We start from the raw sequence: 15,530 nt of genomic DNA on the forward strand, positions 1-15,530 counted from the left end.
CGAAATATCCCAGGGGAGGGGAGCACGACATGAAGGTATCGAAAGTGGAATCGCGCCTGCGTTCGGGACGGGCGCTGGCAGCTGGCACCAGCCTGCTGGCCGTGGCCCTGGCTGCATCGCCGGCCATGGCGCAGGAAAACGAAGGAGCCTCGACGCAAGGCAGCGAGGGCAATCGCAACATCGTCGTCACCGGTTCGCGCATCCAGACCGACGGCATGGCCGCGCCCGTGCCCGTCACCGTCGTGGCCGCCGACGAGATCGAGGCACTGTCGCCCGGCGCGCTGATTACCGGCGTTTCGCAACTGCCGCAGTTCTACGGCAACCAGACGCCCAACAGCGGCAACTTCTTCGTCCGTTCCGGCTACGGCACGCTGAACCTGCGCGGCCTGGGCGTGAACCGCACGCTGACCCTGCTCAACGGTCGCCGCGTGCCTTCGACCAGCGCCTTTGGCGGTGTCGACATCAACCTGTTTCCGGAAGCGATGATCCAGTCAGTGGAGACCACCACGGGCGGTGCTTCGGCGGCCTATGGCTCCGATGCCGTGGCAGGCGTCGTCAACTTCGTCCTCGACACCAACTATACCGGCCTCGAGCTGTCTGCTCAGGGCGGCATCACCAGCCGTGATGACGGCGAGAACTACGAGTTGTCTGCCGCCTATGGCACCAGCTTCGCCGACGGTCGCGGCCACTTCCTGATCTCCGGCGAGTACTACGACCAGGAAGGCATCTTCACCTACAACGACCGCGACTGGTACCAGTCTGTCGGCACCTTCGGCAGCGGCACCGAGGCCGATCCCTATCGCTTCGTCGCCAACACCGTGTCCGCCAATGCCAGCTTCGACGGCCGCATCTTCGCGCCCGGCACGGCAATCCACGAGATGGTGTTCGACAGAGGCGGGAACGTCTCGCCCTACACGCCGGGATCGGAAAGTCAGTTTCCCTACGGCATCCCGCCCGCACGCACGGCCGGCGGCGGCAATGACGACCTGGGGGCCGAGGCGCCGAGCCTCTACCCCGATCTCGAGCGCTACTCGATCTTCACCTATGCCGACTTCGAACTGAGCGACAACTTCATGGTCTTCGGCCAGTACCTGCATGGCCGCACCAGCATCTGGCAGTACAACAGCCCGCGCGCCAGCTTCGGCGGCACGCCCACGGCGCTGACCATCTTCCAGGACAATGCCTTCCTGCCCGACGACCTGCGGCAGACCATGATCGACGAGGGCATCGAGAGCTTCACGCTACGCCGGATGGGCAGCCTCGAAGACATCGGCACCATGTATCTCGACGACGAGACCACGCAGCACATCGGCACCGCCGGCTTCAGCTACGAAATGGACAATGGCTGGTCCATCGACGGCTTCTACCAGTACGGCCATTCGAAGCGCGACTGGCGCCAGTTCGGCCTGCGGGTGGACCGCATCTTTGCCGCGATCGACGCGGTGGAGGACCCCTCGACGGGTGAGATCGTCTGCCGCGTAAGCCTGTTCGGCGATGCCTTCCCGGGCTGCGAGCCGCTCAACCTGTTCGGGCGCGGCAATGCCTCGGCGGCGGCCATCGACTATGTCACCGGGTTCGAGCCGGGGCAGTCGATCACCACCCCCATCGCCTTCGCCGACGATGGCTTCGCCAGCGGCCGCAGCTACAGCTACACGACCTCGGCCGAGAAAGTGAACATCACCACCTTCGAACAGCATTTCGCCGAGCTTTCGGCCTCGGGCGACCTGGTCGACCTGTGGGCCGGACCGCTGGCAGTGGCCGTGGGCGGTTCCTATCGCCGCGACGAGATCCTGCAACTGGTGCAGGACGTCACCAACCCGGCTTCCGACCACATCGATGGCCATCCGGTGCTCTGCAACGACGAGGCGCCCGGCCTGCGCGGCGTTAGCACCCCGGACTGCCTCAACACCGTCGGCATCCAGTATTCGAAGGTCTCCAACATCAAGGGCAATGCCGAGGTGTGGGAACTGTTCGGCGAGTTCCTGCTGCCGCTGTACGACAGCGATGGCGTGGGCGTGTTCGCCAATGGCGCGGTGCGCTGGGCTGACTATTCCGGCTCCGGCTCGATCTGGGCCTACAAGGGCGGGCTGGAGCTGGAACTGGGCGACCTGCGCGTGCGCGGCACCTATTCGCGTGACGTGCGCGCCGGCAACCTGTCCGAACGCTTCGACCGCACCGGCGGCGCGGCGACGATCGACGATCCGCGCACGCCGGATATCGAGGCGATCAACGTCACCCGCTTCTCCGGCGGCAACCCGGCAGTGAACCCGGAAGAGGCCGACACCTTCACCATCGGTGCGGTGTTCCAGCCCAGCTTCATTCCGGGCCTGTCGCTGTCGCTCGACTATTATGACATCTCCATCGACGGGGCGATCAGCCAGGTGGGCAACCAGTCGGTGCTGGATCGCTGCTTCCTCGAAAGCGCGCAGGAATTCTGCGACCTGATCACGCTGACCTCGGGCATCGCCACGCCCTCGGCCGATGGCGATATCGTGCTGGTGGGCGACGTCTTCGTGAACGTGGCGCAGTCGGCGGTGCGCGGCATCGACTTCGAGATGGGGTACACGACGCCGCTCAGCCTGCTGGGCGGGGACGAGTCGCTTTCCGGCCGGGTCTTCGCCTCGTGGCTGCTCGAACGTTCCGAGACGAATTCCTCCGGCGTCACCACCGATTTCGCGGGCCAGACCGGCGCCACCCAGAATTCGGGTGTGCAGTTCCCCTATGCCGACTTCAAGCTGACCGGCAGCCTCACCTATCGCAACGACGGCTTCTCGGGCCTCGTGCAGGTGCGCCACATCGGCGAAGGCGTCCAGGACATCAGCCTGACCGAAGGCGTGACCATCGAGGACAATACCGTCAGTGCCGCCACCTATGTCGACCTGCGGCTGGGTTATCAGTTCGACATCGGCGGGGCCGAGATGGAGATCTTCGGCAATGTCACCAACCTGTTTGACGAGGATCCGCCGCTGACCCCATCTTACAGCGCCTTCCTCGGCTATTCCTCGCAGTACAACGCATCGGTCTATGACGTGCTCGGCACCCGCTACACGGTGGGAGTGCGCCTGCGGATGTAAGGCGAGGTAGCGGGGGCGGCCGTGCTCCGCTAACAAGGCCGCTCCCGCAACTTTCAGGCGGACGGGACAACCAGAAGGGGGACGCCAGGGTGTCGAAGACAGGATTTCCGGACAAGTTTACGCGGCGCGGTGCGATGGGGGCGGCAGGTGCCGCGACATTGGCGGTAACCGTTCCGGGCCTGGCGCATACGCCGGGCCGCAAGCCGAACTTCCTGTTCATCATGGCCGACGACCTCGGTTACGCCGACCTCTCCTGCTACGGCCGCCGCGAATACGAGACGCCGGTGCTGGATGGCCTTGCCGCGCAGGGCATGAAGTTCAACCACGGCTACGCCAATTCGGCGGTCTGCTCCGCCACGCGCGTGGGCCTGATTACCGGCCGCTACCAGTATCGCCTGCGCGTCGGCCTGGAGGAACCGCTGGGCGACCGCTCGCTGGGCCTCGACCCGGCACACCCGACCATGCCCTCGCTGCTGAGGGAAGCCGGCTATCACACCGCGCTGGTGGGCAAGTGGCACCTGGGCTGGCTGCCCGATTTCGGCCCGCTGAAGAGCGGCTACGACGAGTTCTGGGGCTGCCGTGGCGGCGGTGTCGACTATTTCACCCACTCGGTCGGCGGCAACCCGGACCTGTGGGATGGCGACGTGCAGGTGGAGGAAGTCGGCTACATGACCGACCTGCTGGGCGATCGCGCCATCGAGTATCTCGACCAGCGCGCGGCCGAGGACAAGCCGTGGCTGCTGAGCCTGCATTTCACCGCGCCGCACTGGCCGTGGCAGGGCAACAACGAGGAAGGTCGCGCCGAGAGCGCCCGCCTTGCCGAACACGGGCCGACCATTCCCGGCTCGCTCGACATCACCCATTTCGACGGTGGCAACATGGAAACCTATGCCGCCATGGTGACCAGCCTCGACATGAACATCGGCCGCGTGCTCACCCGCCTTGCCGAACTGGGCATGGAGCAGGACACGGTGGTGGTCTTCACCAGCGACAATGGCGGCGAACGCTTCAGCGACAACTGGCCCTTCACCGGCATCAAGACCGAACTGCTCGAAGGCGGCATGCGCGTGCCTTTCATCGTCAAGTGGCCGGGCCTGACCTTGCCGGGCAGCGAGACCGACGTCCCCGCCCTGTCGATGGACTTCCTGCCTACCTTCCTGTCCGCCGCCGGCAGCGCGCCGCACCCGGACTATCCCAGCGACGGGATGGACCTGCGCAGCGTGCTGGCGGGCGCGGTGCCGGAAGACCGCTACCTGTTCTGGCGTTTCTGGGCGAAGGACCAGCGCGCCGCCCGCAAGGGGGACTACAAGTACCTGCACATCGCCGGCGAAGAGTACCTGTTCAACGTCGTCGCGGACCCGCTGGAACGGGCGAACCTGAAATTCCGCCTGCCGGAAAAGTTCGCCGAGCTGAAAGGCGCCTTCGACAGCTGGAACGAAGGCATGCTCAATGTGCCCGAAGCGCGAAGCTATCGCTTCACCCCGCGCGAACTGGCCGACCATTTCGGTTGGGACAGTTGACAATGTCCGTTGTCTGACGGCCTAGTTCCCGCCGAGAGCGAGGGGAATTTCATGACGATCCGCACAGTTGCAGCAGCCGTGTCGCTGGTGGCGCTGGCCGCCTGCGCCGAAACCGCCACCGATCCCGCACCCGCACAGGTTGCCGAAGTTGCAGAGACCGAGCGCGCACCTGCGCCGCAGGACGATCGCCTGCTGCTGTGGGGCGACACCCACGTCCATTCGATCAACTCGATCGATGCCTTCAGCTCCGGCCTGGCGAATGCCGACATCGACACCGCCTATCGCTTCGCCCGCGGCGAGCCGGTGATCTTCCCGCGCACCGGCCAGCGGGCGCAGATCGACCGTCCGCTCGATTTCATGGTGATGGCGGACCACGCCGTCGGCCTGTCGATCTCCAGCCGCATCGCCGCCAACGACCCGGCGATCATGCAGTATCCGATTGCCCAGCGCCTGCGGCAGCTGTTCGACGAGGAAGGTGGCCGCGCGCTGACCGTCGCGGCCATGGGCCAGAGCAACCTGACCGAGGAGGAGCGCGCGCAGTTCCAGCGCGACCTGCGTTCAGACGCCGTGATGCGCGGGGCCTGGGAAGGGCAGATCGCCGCCGCCGAACGCTTCAACGAGCCGGGCGTATTCACCGCGCTCATCGGCTGGGAATGGACCTTTGCCCCGCAACTGCGGAACATGCACCGCGTGGTCTTCACCAATGCCGGTGCCGACGTGGCGCGCCAGTTCCTGCCCTTCGCCAACTACCAGGCCGACGGGCCGGAGGACCTATACGACTTCTTCGAGGAAACCCACGCCCGCACCGGCGCGGATTTCGTCGCCATCCCGCATAACTCCAACCTCTCCGACGGGCGCATGTTCGAGCTGACCGACGCCGAGGGCAATGGCTTCGATGCCGCCTACGCCAGCTTGCGCAACCGCTGGGAGACGGTGGTGGAAGTGACGCAGTACAAAGGCACGTCGGAAACCCATCCCGAACTCAGCCCGCGCGACGAATTCGCCGATTTCGAGTTGCGCAACATGCTGCTGACCGGGGTGCCGACCGAGGCGCAGCAAGGCTCCTACGTGCGCGGCGCGCTGCTGCTGGGGCTCGCCGAACAGGCGCGGCTGGGCGTCAATCCGTTCCAGTACGGCATGATCGGCGCATCCGACAGCCACACCGGTTTCGCCAGCCTGGAAGAGAGCAAATTCTACGGCAAGCTGGGCGAGGATTACCTGCCGCGAGATCGCCTGGGCGAGGACGCGGTGCAGATCATCTTCCCGGCCGCGCAGATGTCCGCCAGCGGGCTGGCCGGGGTCTGGGCCGACCGCAACGACCGGCAGGCCCTGCTCGAGGCCTTCCGCCGCCGCGAGGTCTACGGCACCAGCGGCCCGCGCATACGGGTGCGGCTGTTCGCCGGTTACGACTTCACCGATGCCGACATGGCTCGCGGCGACTGGGCGGCACAAGGCTATGCCCGCGGTGTGCCGATGGGCGGCACGCTGGCGCCAACCACTGGCCGCGCGCCGAGCTTCATGATCCAGGCTGCGCGCGATCCGGAAGGCGCGAACCTCGACCGGGTGCAGGTGGTGAAGGGCTGGATCGACGCCAACGGCGAGACGCACGAGCGCATCTACGAGGTCTCCTGGTCGGGCAACCGCTCGCTGCGCGCCAACGGCACGCTGCCGGCGGTGGGCAACACGGTGGACCTGCGTACGGCGCGCTACACCAATTCCATCGGCGCGGGCGAACTGGCGACGGTTTGGACCGATCCCGATTTCGACGCGTCGCAGGCCGCCTTCTACTACGTGCGCGTGCTGGAAATCCCGACGCCGCGGCATCACCTGTTCGACGCACTGGCGCTGGGACTGGACCCGGCCAGCATCGACATTCCGCCCACCATTCAGGAACGCGCATGGTCCTCGCCCGTCTGGTATAGGCCCTGAGCGCTGCACCCCCTGCAGCGCGGCTGCATGAGGTAGACGAGTGACGAGCGAAGGCGGTTTCCTGGCCAGGCGGCGCAAGCTGAGCTGGAAGCTCATCGTGCTGCTGGCGCTGCTGCATCTCGCGGCGCTCTATGGCCTGGCGCGGCTGCTGGCGCCCGATTTCACCGCCAGCGTGATCGAGGAAGCGACCTCGCTGATCACGGTGACGGTATCGACCTACGAGGAACCCGACACCGAGCCGAGCATGTCGCCGCCGCAGCCGGACGAGGGTGCCGCGGCCGAGGCCGGCAGGGATGCGGTAGCGCGTGAGGTGGCGGCGCCCGAACAGCCGATCCCGCGCCCCACGCCTGCACCGCGAGCCGCATCGACCGGCACCGCCAATGCCTCGGGGGCAACGGACCAGGGCGAGGGCACCGGGGCCGGCGGCACTGGCGATGGCACGGGCAGCGGCAGGCGCGGACAAGGCCAGGGCGGCGCCGTGGCGGTCGGCCCCTCGGTCCGCTCGGGCGAGTTGAATGAGGCGCGCGATTTCCCCGTGCCCGAAGGTGGCCGGGCAACGCGGCTGGGCAAGTCGGTGACCGTGCATTTCACCGTCACCACCGATGGTCGTGCGCGCGATTGCACGGTCGCCAGTTCGCAAGTCGATGCAGCCACCACGGCGCGGGTCTGCCCGCTGGTAATCGAGCGTATCCGCTTCAATCCGGCACGCACCGCGGAGGGCACACCGGTAGAGGCGCGCTACGGCTATCGCGTTGATTTCAGGGCGCGAAGTTAGAAATTTGCGCCAAGGCCATGCAACAATCGCCTTGCAACGCAGACGGCGATGCTGAAGGTGGCCCCATGACATTGATACATCCCGTGATCCTTTGCGGCGGCAGCGGCACGCGCCTGTGGCCGCGAAGCCGGAAGATCAAGCCCAAGCCTTTCCTGCCGCTGGTCGGCGAGCGCACGCTGTTCGAAGCGACGCTGGCGCGCACGGCGGATGCGGCGAAGTTTGCCCCGCCAACGATCGTGACCGGAGCGGCGCACCTACCGCATGTCGAGGCGCAGCTCGGCAAGGTGGAGGGCGCCTCCATCATCGTCGAGCCGGCGGCGAAGAACACCGCGCCGGCCATCGCGCTGGCGGCGGCCCGGCTTCCGGAGGACGCGGTGATGCTGGTCTGCCCCAGCGATCACCACATTGCCGACGTGCCGGCATTCCACGCGGCGATCGAAGCGGCAGCGAGCCTTGCGCGGCAGGACAAGATGGTCGCTTTCGGCATCACGCCCACGCATCCCGAGACGGGCTATGGCTACATCCGCCGCGGAGCGGCAATTTCCGGCGGCTTCGACGTCGCGGAGTTCGTCGAGAAACCGGACCTTGAACGCGCCACCGCCTTCCTCGCGGCGGGCGACTTCAGCTGGAACGGCGGAATCTTCGCCTTCCGCGCGGGAGCCTTCATGACAGAACTGGAACGGCACCGGCCCGAAATGGCCGCTGCGGTCAAGCGCTCCGTCGAGGCGGGAAGCGAGGACGGGATCCGCTTCCACCCGGAGACCGCGACCTTCGGGCAGATCGCCGGGGAATCGGTCGACTACGCGGTGATGGAGGAAACCAGGCAGGCAGCCATGGTGCCCGTCGCCATGGGCTGGTCCGACATCGGCAGCTGGCAGGCCTTGCGTGACGCGCGCCCGGGTGACGCGGCTGGCAACCGCACCCAGGGCCGCGTCGAACTGATCGATTGCCGCAACGTGCTGGTCGATAGCGACGGGCCGCGCGTCTCTGCCATCGGGCTCGAAGACGTCGCCATCGTCGTCGACGGTGACGAGGTGCTGGTCACCACGATGGAAGGCGCGCAACTGGTCGGCAAGCTGGACGGTGCCAGCAAGCAGTAACTGTCAGGTGTTCGCCGCGCCGTTCAGGCTGGCAACCAGGGCTTCGATATCCTGCCTGGTGTAGGGCTTCTGCAAGACGCCGCGCGCCATGGTGTCCGACAATTGCTTCACCGCCTCGCCGTAACCGGTCACGAACCAGAAGGGCACGCCCTCTGCGGACAGCCGCTCGGCAACTTCTTCCGAGGTTGAATCGCCAAGGTTGAAATCAAGCATTGCGAACAGTGGCGTGTTGGCGTCGAGCTCCGCCATGGCCCCATCGACCGAACCGGCGATGGCGACCTTGGCAAAGCCGATCTGCCGCAGCATTTCCTCGGCATCCATGGCGATGATCATGCTGTCTTCCACCAGCAGCACGCCGTTAGGGCTTGCCGAGCCGGCGACGTCCCGGGCTCCGCTAGTCGGATCGATATCGCTGCTGGCCACTATCGGCAAACCCCCGCTGCCAGGCAAATGTAACGGCACGGGCCGAATTTGCTGTACTGTGTTGATCATCAAGCGACGAGAGGCGAAAGCGTTCCCCAAGTCTGCCCGAAACGAGAATAGCTTATGACAGAATTTGGCGCGATGATTGCGCAGACGATCCAGCTGGCCCTGACGCCGGTGTTCCTGCTGGTGGCGATCGGCAGCATCATGAACATCCTCAGCACCCGGCTGGGCCGGATCGTGGATCGCTCGCGCGTGCTGCTGGAACGGCATGGCCGCACCGAGGGCAAGGAGCATGACGAGATCGTCCGCGAGATGCGCACGGCGGACGAGCGCATCGGGCTGATCGGGCGGGCGATCCTGCTGCTGGTGCTGTCCTCGCTCAGCATCGGCCTGACGGTGGTGCTGCTGTTCATCGAGGAGTTCGCCAGCCTCGAAATCGGCTTCCTCGTGGCGGGCACCTTCATCCTCGCCATCGCGCTGCTGATGTGGGCGCTGATCCTGTTCCTGAAGGAAACGCGCGAAGCGGCAGAGGCGCTGCGCATCCCCACGGCTTTCCTCGAGGAAGACCGCAAGCTCTAGTCCTTCGGCGGTTCCAGCAGGCGTTCGCCCTGGTCGCGGATCGCGCCTTCGACGATCGGGGAGAGGAAACCGAGCGCGGGCGGCAGGATCATGTGAAACACGACCTTGTCGTCCTCCACGTCGATATGTCCGGTCAGGCTCTGCCCCATTGCGGAAATGGCCATGGCCATGCGGTTCTCGCTCGGCCAGCTGGTGTCGACCTGCGCCATGCCGCCGGGAATGTTGTCGCCGATCCTGTGGCTGTTCTCGGCCAGCCGGCGACGGACTTCCTCGCGGCCAAGGTTATGCGGGATCTCGATATCCATCAGGCGTTCTCGCCCGGCGCGGGCAGCTGGGTGTTGCCGTACTTGTAGTCGAGGTAACGGTTGCGGATGGCGAGGTCATCCAGCGAACCTTCGGCCAGTTGCCGCGTGACGCTGTCGATTTCCTTGCTGATCTTGCCGAGGCTGTCGACCAGCTGCGCATCGGGGGTGGCCCCGGCGCGTTCCTCGCCGCGCAGGTGGCGCGGAATCTTGCAATAGCTGTCGATCATCTCGGGCAGGTGCTCACCCACCAGCTTGCGCGTTTCGGCAGCTGCCGGATGCGCCGGATCGACATGTTCAAGCTGCTGACCGAGTCCGTCTAGCTGTACGCCGATCTGGTCCACCAGCGAAACGGCGGGCGGGGGCAGGGCGGGGCGCTGGCTTTCCAGCCACAGCTCGGTGCGGGCGACCAGTTGCTTGGCGTCCGTGGTCTGCACCAGATCGTGGCGTTGCGGCAGCTTCACCTTCTGCTTCAGGATGATGGTCGCCAGCAGGGCAATCGCCACCGCGCTGATCATCACTCCCCAGAAGCCGATGCCGTTGAGGATTGCGCCGGCCACGCCCATGGCGACGAAAACGCCGACGATGCCCATGGCAAGCTGGACGAGCTTCTTCGTCAAGTGATTGCGCTTGATGCGTTTCGAGCCCTGCGCCTGGAAACCGCCGCGACGGTGATAGCCGCCTTCGCGGTTCATCTGCAGGCTGCGGCCCGCCGCCTCCAGGATTGCATCGGACTGGTGTGTGCTGTCTGCCATCGGCGTTGGGCTATCCTTCCAGGCTCAGCAGGCTGCTGTCGTTGACCTGCTTGGCCGCCTGCGCCTGCCCCTCGGCGCGGGCGATGTAGCCCTTGGACTTCTCGACCTCGGTGGAAAGCACTTCCACCGTCTGCTTCATGGAGTCGAGCGCGCGGATCTTGAACTGGTCCACCTCGTCCATGGTGTCGTAGATGTTCTGGAAGGCGCGCTGCAGCGTTTCCATCGGGATGGTGCTGGACGCGGCCTGCTCGTGGATCTTGCTGGTGTTGTCGCGCAGCAGGGTGCTGGTGGAATCGATGATCCCGGCGGTCGTCTCGTTGAGCGCGGTGATCTGGCCCAGCACCAGGCGCTGGTTGGTCATCGCCTGCGCCACGGTAACGGCCGTGCGCAGCGCGCCGACGGTGGTGGTGCTGGCGCGGTCCACGCCCTTCACCAGCTCGACGTTGTTCTTCTTCACCAGGTCCAGCGCGAGGTAGCCCTGTACCGAGACCGCCATCTGCGTCAGCAGGTCCTGCGTGCGCTGGCGGACATAGAACAGCGCGGTCTCGCGGATGGCCTTGGCCTTTTCCGGATCGCTCGAATCCAGCTCGGCGGCCTTCTCTTCCAATTCACCGTCCAGTGTGCGGGCGATGTGGATCATCTGCTCCAGGTTGCCCATCGCCTCCCACAGCTTCTGCCGTTCGACGTCGATGGCGGCATTGTCCATCAGCAGCTCGTCCTTGCCGCTGGAAAGGCGGGCGAGGATCGACTGGATGTGGCCCTGGGCCGAGGTGTAGCTGTCGAAGTAGTTCTTCAGCTTGTTGCCGAAGGGAATGATGCCGAACAGCTTGCGGCCGGTCAGCTTGCCCTTGCGGCCGGGATCGAGGTCTTCGACCGTGCGGCGCAGCTCGACGAGGTCGGCGCCCACGCCGCTTTCCTGGTCCATGGCGCGCACCGGGCGATCGAGGAAGCGGTTGGACATGGCCGAGGCCGCCATGATTTCCTTGCGGCCCATGTTGGTGATCTGGTCCACCTTCTTGCCGAAGTCGGGCGAGTTGGCGTCCAGCGCGATCAGTTCGTCGACGAAACCGTCAACCTTTTCCTGTAGCGCGCTCTTCTTTTCCTCGCTCACGGGCACCAGGCCGGCAGCCTTTTCGGGCGCGACAACGGGCACCGGTTCGGGCGGCGTCAGCTCCAGGTCGATGTCGGTCGCGGTCTTCGTCTCGTTGGTCGTGGCCATGCGGCTTGTGTTCCCTCTCTGCCTCACCTCGGGCGTGGATGTACTGTATTAGTCATACAAGACACATGTTTCAAGTTTTGTGCCGGAGTGTTTCTGCGATATTGCCCGGCAATGCAAACAGAACCCAATACCGCTTCCAACACGGCTGCCACCCAGGCGGCAGACGGATTTCGAAATGTTCTGACGACCTTCCGCGACTGGTGGCGCAAGGACGTGATGAGCACGGTGGACCAGGTCGCCGTGATCGAGAAGCGCCGGGCGGAGTGCGAACTGTCGGCCCGCTACCTGCTGATGGTGTGTATGTCGGCCGGCATCGCGGTGCTGGGACTGTTGCAGGGATCGGCGGCGGTGGTGATCGGCGCCATGCTGCTGTCCCCGCTGATGGACCCGATCATGGGCGTCGGCTTCGCCCTGGCGGTGGGGGATTATCGCTGGCTCCGCCAGTCGGGCAAGTCGCTTGCCGTGGGGGTGCTGTTCGCTATCCTGTTCACCGCGCTGGTGGTGGCCCTCTCGCCGTTGCAGACGATCACGGCAGAGATCGCCGCGCGTACCCGGCCCACCCTGTTCGACCTCGCGGTCGCGTTCTTCTCCTCGGTCGCCGGCGCCTATGCGATGATCCGCGGGCGCGAGGGCACCATCGTCGGCGTGGCGATCGCCACCGCCTTGATGCCGCCGCTGGCGGTGGTCGGCTTCGGCCTCGCCACGCTGAACGGCACGGTGTTCTGGGGCAGCCTGTTCCTGTTCATCACCAACCTTACCGCGATTGCGCTGACGGCCACCGCCATGGCGCGTATCTACGGCTTCTCCACCAGCCTTTCGGAAAAGCAGACGCAGGTGCAGGGCATCCTGATCTTCGTCGCCTTCGTGGTGCTGGCGATCCCCTTGTTCCTGTCGCTGCGGCAGATCGTCTGGGAAACGCAGGCCACCCGGCAGGCGAACAACGTGGTGATCGAGGTGTTCGACAGGCGCGCCACCATCTCGCAACTGGAGCCGAGTTTCGACACCAGCCCGATGCGCGTGACCGCCACGGTACTGACACCGCAGATCGTGGGCGATGCAGAGCGCCGCGCGGCAGAGCGGATGACGCGCCAACTCGGCCGTCCGGTGGAAGTCTCGTTGACGCAGCTGCGCGTCGGCACCAGTGCGCAGGCGCAGGAAGAGGCGCAGCTGGCTCGTGCCCGCGCGCAGGAAGCCGCAGCGCTGGCCCAGGCGGAGGATATCGCCGAACGGCTGGCATTGCTGGCCGGCGTGCCGACCGAAGCCGTCACGGTCGACCGCGAACGCCGCCGCGCGCTGGTCACCGCGCGCCCGCTCGATGGCGCGACGCTTTATGCCTATGCCGAGCTGGAGCGGCGCATCGATGCGACCGAGCCCGAATGGGATATTCGCCTCACCCCGCCGCTGCGTCCGCTGCCAGCCGTCAGCTTCGAGGCCGCGCAACCCGCCGAGGGTGAAGAAGCGGCCGATCCGCCGTTCGTGATGAATGCGCAGGGGCGCCAGGCGGTTGCCCTGATCGCATGGGCACAGACCCGCGTGGGCATGCCCTTGCAGATCACCGGTCCGGCCGACGCTGTCGGTGCGGTCCGCGTGGCGCTGTCCACGCACTCCATCGCCGCGCAGGAAGTTGTGACGGGGCCCGGCTACGGCCCGGTGCAGGTCACCTGGTCGACGGGGGAGTAACGCATGGTGCCAGAGCTTACCGTCCTCGCACTCGCCGGCGTCTTGCTGCTGGTGCACGTCTTCGCCGCCATCCACTTCAAGACGAAGCAATATGGCGTCGAATGGAACATGGGCGCGCGTGACGAGGACACGCCGCCGTTGAACGACGTCGCTGCCCGGCTGGACCGCGCGCGCGGCAACTTCCTCGAGACGCTGCCACTTGCCATCATCGCACTGGGCGGGGTGGTGGTGGCCGGCAAGGCCACCGAACTCACCGCCATCGCCGCCTGGGTCTGGCTGGGCGCGCGGGCGGTCTACCTGCCGCTGTACTGGGCGGGCATCCCGAAAATCCGCACTTACGTGTGGGCCGTGGCGCTGGTCGCGCTGCTCTACGCGCTGGGTGTGCTGCTGCTCGACTGAAGCCTCAGGCAGCCAGCTCGAACGGCTCGATCTCGCCCGACAGGTAAAGCTTCTTCGCCTTGGCGCGGCTGAGCTTGCCCGACGACGTGCGCGGCAGCGTGCGCGGCGGCACCAGTTCGACGACGCAGTTCATGCCGGTGACCGAACGCACCTTGTCGGCGATCTGGTCGCGCAGCCTGACCCGTTCCTCGGGGTCCGACACGCGGCAATGCACCAGCACGGCAGGCGCTTCCTCGCCATTGTCGGTTTCCACCGAGAAGGCGGCGATGTCGCCATGGTTGAAGCCCGGCAACTGTTCCACCGCCCATTCGATGTCCTGCGGCCAGTGGTTCTTGCCGTTGATGATGATCATGTCCTTCGCGCGGCCGACGATGAACAGGTAGCCATCGGCCATGTAGCCCATGTCGCCCGTGTCCAGCCATCCGTCGACGAGGCAGTCGTTGGTGGCTTCCTCGTTGCGGAAGTAGGAATGCATCACGCTCTTGCCGCGGCACCAGACCTTGCCGATCTGGTGGTCGCCCTTGACCTCGCCGTTCTCGCCGCGGATCTCGACATCGATTTCCGGCATCGGCTTGCCGCAGTTGACGATCGCCCGATAGCGGGCCGGGCGCTTCAGGTCGCGCGGGGTGCCCGACAGGCGCTCCTCTTCAACCAGTTCCACGCGAATGCCTTCGCCCGGCGGCATCACCGTCACGGCGAGCGTGGCTTCGGCAAGGCCATAGCTGGGCGTGAAGGCGCTGGCCTTGAAGCCGGCTTCGGCAAAGGCGTTGACGAACTGCTGCATCACGTCGGGCCGGATCATGTCGGCGCCGTTGCCGGCCAGCCGCCAGCGCGACAGGTCGAACCGGTCTGCGACATGGCTCTGGCTGGAGATGCGGCGCGCGCAGATGTCATAACCGAAGGTCGGCGAATAGCTGATCGTCGTGCCCTTGTTGCGGCTGATCAGGTCGAGCCAGGCCAGCGGGCGACGGGCGAAATGCTCGGTCCGCAGGTAGTCCGCGCTCATCTGGTTGCCGACCATCGACAGGAAACAGCCGACCAGCCCCATGTCGTGGTAGAATGGCAGCCAGCTCACGCCGCGATCATTATCCTCCATGTGCATGGAGCGGGCATGGCCGGAAAGGTTGTGCAGCAGCGCCTCGTGGGTGACGGCAACCCCGGTGGGGAAACGGGTCGAGCCGCTGGAATACTGCAGGTAGCAGATATCGCCAGGGGCGGCCTCGGGCAGTTCCACATCGGGCGCATCCAGGGCGGCAAACTCGTCCCAGGTCATCCCCTGGCAACCCTGGCGATCAGCCGCTTCCTTGGCCATCTCGCCGATTTCAGCGGGATAGAGCAGCAGCCTGGGTTCGCTGCTGGAAAGTTGCACGCCGAGCTGGTCGATATAGCTCTCCTTGCCGCCGAAGGTGGTCGGCAGGGGCAGCGGCACAGGCCATGCGCCGGAATAGACGCAGGCGCAGAACATGGCGGTGAATTCCGGGCTGGTTTCGGCGATGAGCGCGATGCGATCACCCTTCTCGATGCCCATGCCGATCAGGCGGCGAGCGTGGATCAGCGCATCCTCACGCATTTGCGTGTAGGTGTAGACGCGTTCCAGCGTGCCGCGCATGTCGTGGAAATTCATGCCCTTCTGGCTGCGTGCGGCATAGTCGATCGCCTCGTTGAACGTGGCGAAGTCCGACCGGCGCCGCGGCAGCGGGCAGTCGTTGGGCGTAGGAGTAAGCTCGGTCATAGAAGTTATGGGGTACCCTTGTTACGCGCGCTCTTTCGGC

General features: G+C 65.9%; 13 protein-coding genes. 8 read left to right on the forward strand and 5 right to left on the reverse strand.

Annotated features, from left to right (window positions below):
* The first annotated feature begins 29 nt into the window (after positions 1-29).
* The 5 genes from OZN62_RS11170 (at position 30) to OZN62_RS11190 (ending at position 8,398) form a co-directional block, all read left to right on the forward strand.
* A complete protein-coding gene (locus OZN62_RS11170; protein ID WP_269099807.1) occupies positions 30-3,074 on the forward strand; it encodes a TonB-dependent receptor plug domain-containing protein in 3,045 nt (1,014 codons plus the stop codon).
* An 89-nt stretch (positions 3,075-3,163) separates the two neighbouring features.
* Positions 3,164-4,594, forward strand: coding sequence for a sulfatase family protein (locus tag OZN62_RS11175; protein WP_269099808.1), 1,431 nt, complete (start codon positions 3,164-3,166; stop codon positions 4,592-4,594).
* Between the two features lie 51 nt (positions 4,595-4,645).
* Positions 4,646-6,523, forward strand: coding sequence for a DUF3604 domain-containing protein (locus tag OZN62_RS11180; RefSeq protein WP_269099809.1), 1,878 nt, complete (start codon positions 4,646-4,648; stop codon positions 6,521-6,523).
* A gap of 40 nt (positions 6,524-6,563) precedes the next feature.
* A complete protein-coding gene (locus tag OZN62_RS11185) occupies positions 6,564-7,298 on the forward strand; it encodes a hypothetical protein (protein WP_269099810.1) in 735 nt (244 codons plus the stop codon).
* Between the two features lie 65 nt (positions 7,299-7,363).
* Positions 7,364-8,398, forward strand: a complete 1,035-nt coding sequence (locus tag OZN62_RS11190) for a mannose-1-phosphate guanylyltransferase (RefSeq protein ID WP_269099811.1) — start codon at positions 7,364-7,366, stop codon at positions 8,396-8,398.
* A 3-nt stretch (positions 8,399-8,401) separates the two neighbouring features.
* On the opposite strand, the gene OZN62_RS11195 is transcribed toward OZN62_RS11190, so the two are convergent.
* Positions 8,402-8,821 carry a response regulator gene (locus OZN62_RS11195; protein WP_269099812.1) on the reverse strand — a complete coding sequence of 140 codons (420 nt, stop codon included), beginning with the start codon at positions 8,819-8,821 and terminating at the stop codon, positions 8,402-8,404.
* 123 nt (positions 8,822-8,944) lie between these two features.
* Between OZN62_RS11195 and OZN62_RS11200 the strand changes: the two genes are divergently transcribed.
* The gene (locus tag OZN62_RS11200; protein WP_269099814.1) at positions 8,945-9,403 is read left to right on the forward strand and encodes a DUF2721 domain-containing protein; all 459 of its coding nucleotides are present in this window, start codon (positions 8,945-8,947) and stop codon (positions 9,401-9,403) included.
* Here the strand turns inward: OZN62_RS11200 and OZN62_RS11205 are convergent.
* From OZN62_RS11205 to OZN62_RS11215, 3 genes are read right to left on the reverse strand one after another with little or no spacing between them, the layout of a single operon-like run.
* Positions 9,400-9,708: a polyhydroxyalkanoic acid system family protein gene (locus OZN62_RS11205; RefSeq protein WP_269099815.1), complete on the reverse strand. Its 309-nt coding sequence runs from the start codon at positions 9,706-9,708 to the stop codon at positions 9,400-9,402. The two genes, OZN62_RS11200 and OZN62_RS11205, sit on opposite strands and share 4 nt — an antisense overlap.
* Positions 9,708-10,460, reverse strand: a complete 753-nt coding sequence (locus OZN62_RS11210) for a hypothetical protein (protein ID WP_269099816.1) — start codon at positions 10,458-10,460, stop codon at positions 9,708-9,710. The genes OZN62_RS11205 and OZN62_RS11210 overlap by 1 nt, the downstream gene beginning before the upstream one ends.
* Positions 10,461-10,470: 10 nt before the next feature.
* Positions 10,471-11,679 (reverse strand): toxic anion resistance protein, encoded by a 1,209-nt coding sequence (locus tag OZN62_RS11215; RefSeq protein WP_269099818.1) that lies wholly within the window; start codon positions 11,677-11,679, stop codon positions 10,471-10,473.
* A 111-nt stretch (positions 11,680-11,790) separates the two neighbouring features.
* Between OZN62_RS11215 and OZN62_RS11220 the strand changes: the two genes are divergently transcribed.
* Together OZN62_RS11220 and OZN62_RS11225 are read left to right on the forward strand one after the other, a co-directional pair.
* Positions 11,791-13,359: a TIGR00341 family protein gene (locus OZN62_RS11220; RefSeq protein ID WP_269099819.1), complete on the forward strand. Its 1,569-nt coding sequence runs from the start codon at positions 11,791-11,793 to the stop codon at positions 13,357-13,359.
* Between the two features lie 3 nt (positions 13,360-13,362).
* Positions 13,363-13,758, forward strand: a complete 396-nt coding sequence (locus tag OZN62_RS11225) for an MAPEG family protein (protein ID WP_269099820.1) — start codon at positions 13,363-13,365, stop codon at positions 13,756-13,758.
* A 4-nt stretch (positions 13,759-13,762) separates the two neighbouring features.
* On the opposite strand, the gene OZN62_RS11230 is transcribed toward OZN62_RS11225, so the two are convergent.
* Positions 13,763-15,490, reverse strand: a complete 1,728-nt coding sequence (locus OZN62_RS11230) for a fatty acyl-AMP ligase (RefSeq protein WP_269099821.1) — start codon at positions 15,488-15,490, stop codon at positions 13,763-13,765.
* Positions 15,491-15,530: the final 40 nt, after the last annotated feature.

Origin of the sequence: Aurantiacibacter sp. MUD11 (assembly GCF_026967575.1) — a bacterium.
Classification (GTDB): domain Bacteria; phylum Pseudomonadota; class Alphaproteobacteria; order Sphingomonadales; family Sphingomonadaceae; genus Alteraurantiacibacter.

What these genes read in the sequence shown, in the direction of transcription:
- OZN62_RS11170 (WP_269099807.1), top strand. Translation starts at nt 30, where the DNA reads ATGAAGGTATCGAAAGTGGAATCGCGCCTGCGTTCGGGACGGGCGCTG.
- OZN62_RS11180 (WP_269099809.1), top strand. Translation starts at nt 4,646, where the DNA reads ATGACGATCCGCACAGTTGCAGCAGCCGTGTCGCTGGTGGCGCTGGCC.
- OZN62_RS11190 (WP_269099811.1), top strand. Translation starts at nt 7,364, where the DNA reads ATGACATTGATACATCCCGTGATCCTTTGCGGCGGCAGCGGCACGCGC.
- OZN62_RS11220 (WP_269099819.1), top strand. Translation starts at nt 11,791, where the DNA reads ATGCAAACAGAACCCAATACCGCTTCCAACACGGCTGCCACCCAGGCG.
- OZN62_RS11200 (WP_269099814.1), top strand. Translation starts at nt 8,945, where the DNA reads ATGACAGAATTTGGCGCGATGATTGCGCAGACGATCCAGCTGGCCCTG.
- OZN62_RS11205 (WP_269099815.1), bottom strand. Translation starts at nt 9,708, where the DNA reads ATGGATATCGAGATCCCGCATAACCTTGGCCGCGAGGAAGTCCGTCGC.
- OZN62_RS11225 (WP_269099820.1), top strand. Translation starts at nt 13,363, where the DNA reads ATGGTGCCAGAGCTTACCGTCCTCGCACTCGCCGGCGTCTTGCTGCTG.
- OZN62_RS11230 (WP_269099821.1), bottom strand. Translation starts at nt 15,490, where the DNA reads ATGACCGAGCTTACTCCTACGCCCAACGACTGCCCGCTGCCGCGGCGC.
- OZN62_RS11215 (WP_269099818.1), bottom strand. Translation starts at nt 11,679, where the DNA reads ATGGCCACGACCAACGAGACGAAGACCGCGACCGACATCGACCTGGAG.
- OZN62_RS11210 (WP_269099816.1), bottom strand. Translation starts at nt 10,460, where the DNA reads ATGGCAGACAGCACACACCAGTCCGATGCAATCCTGGAGGCGGCGGGC.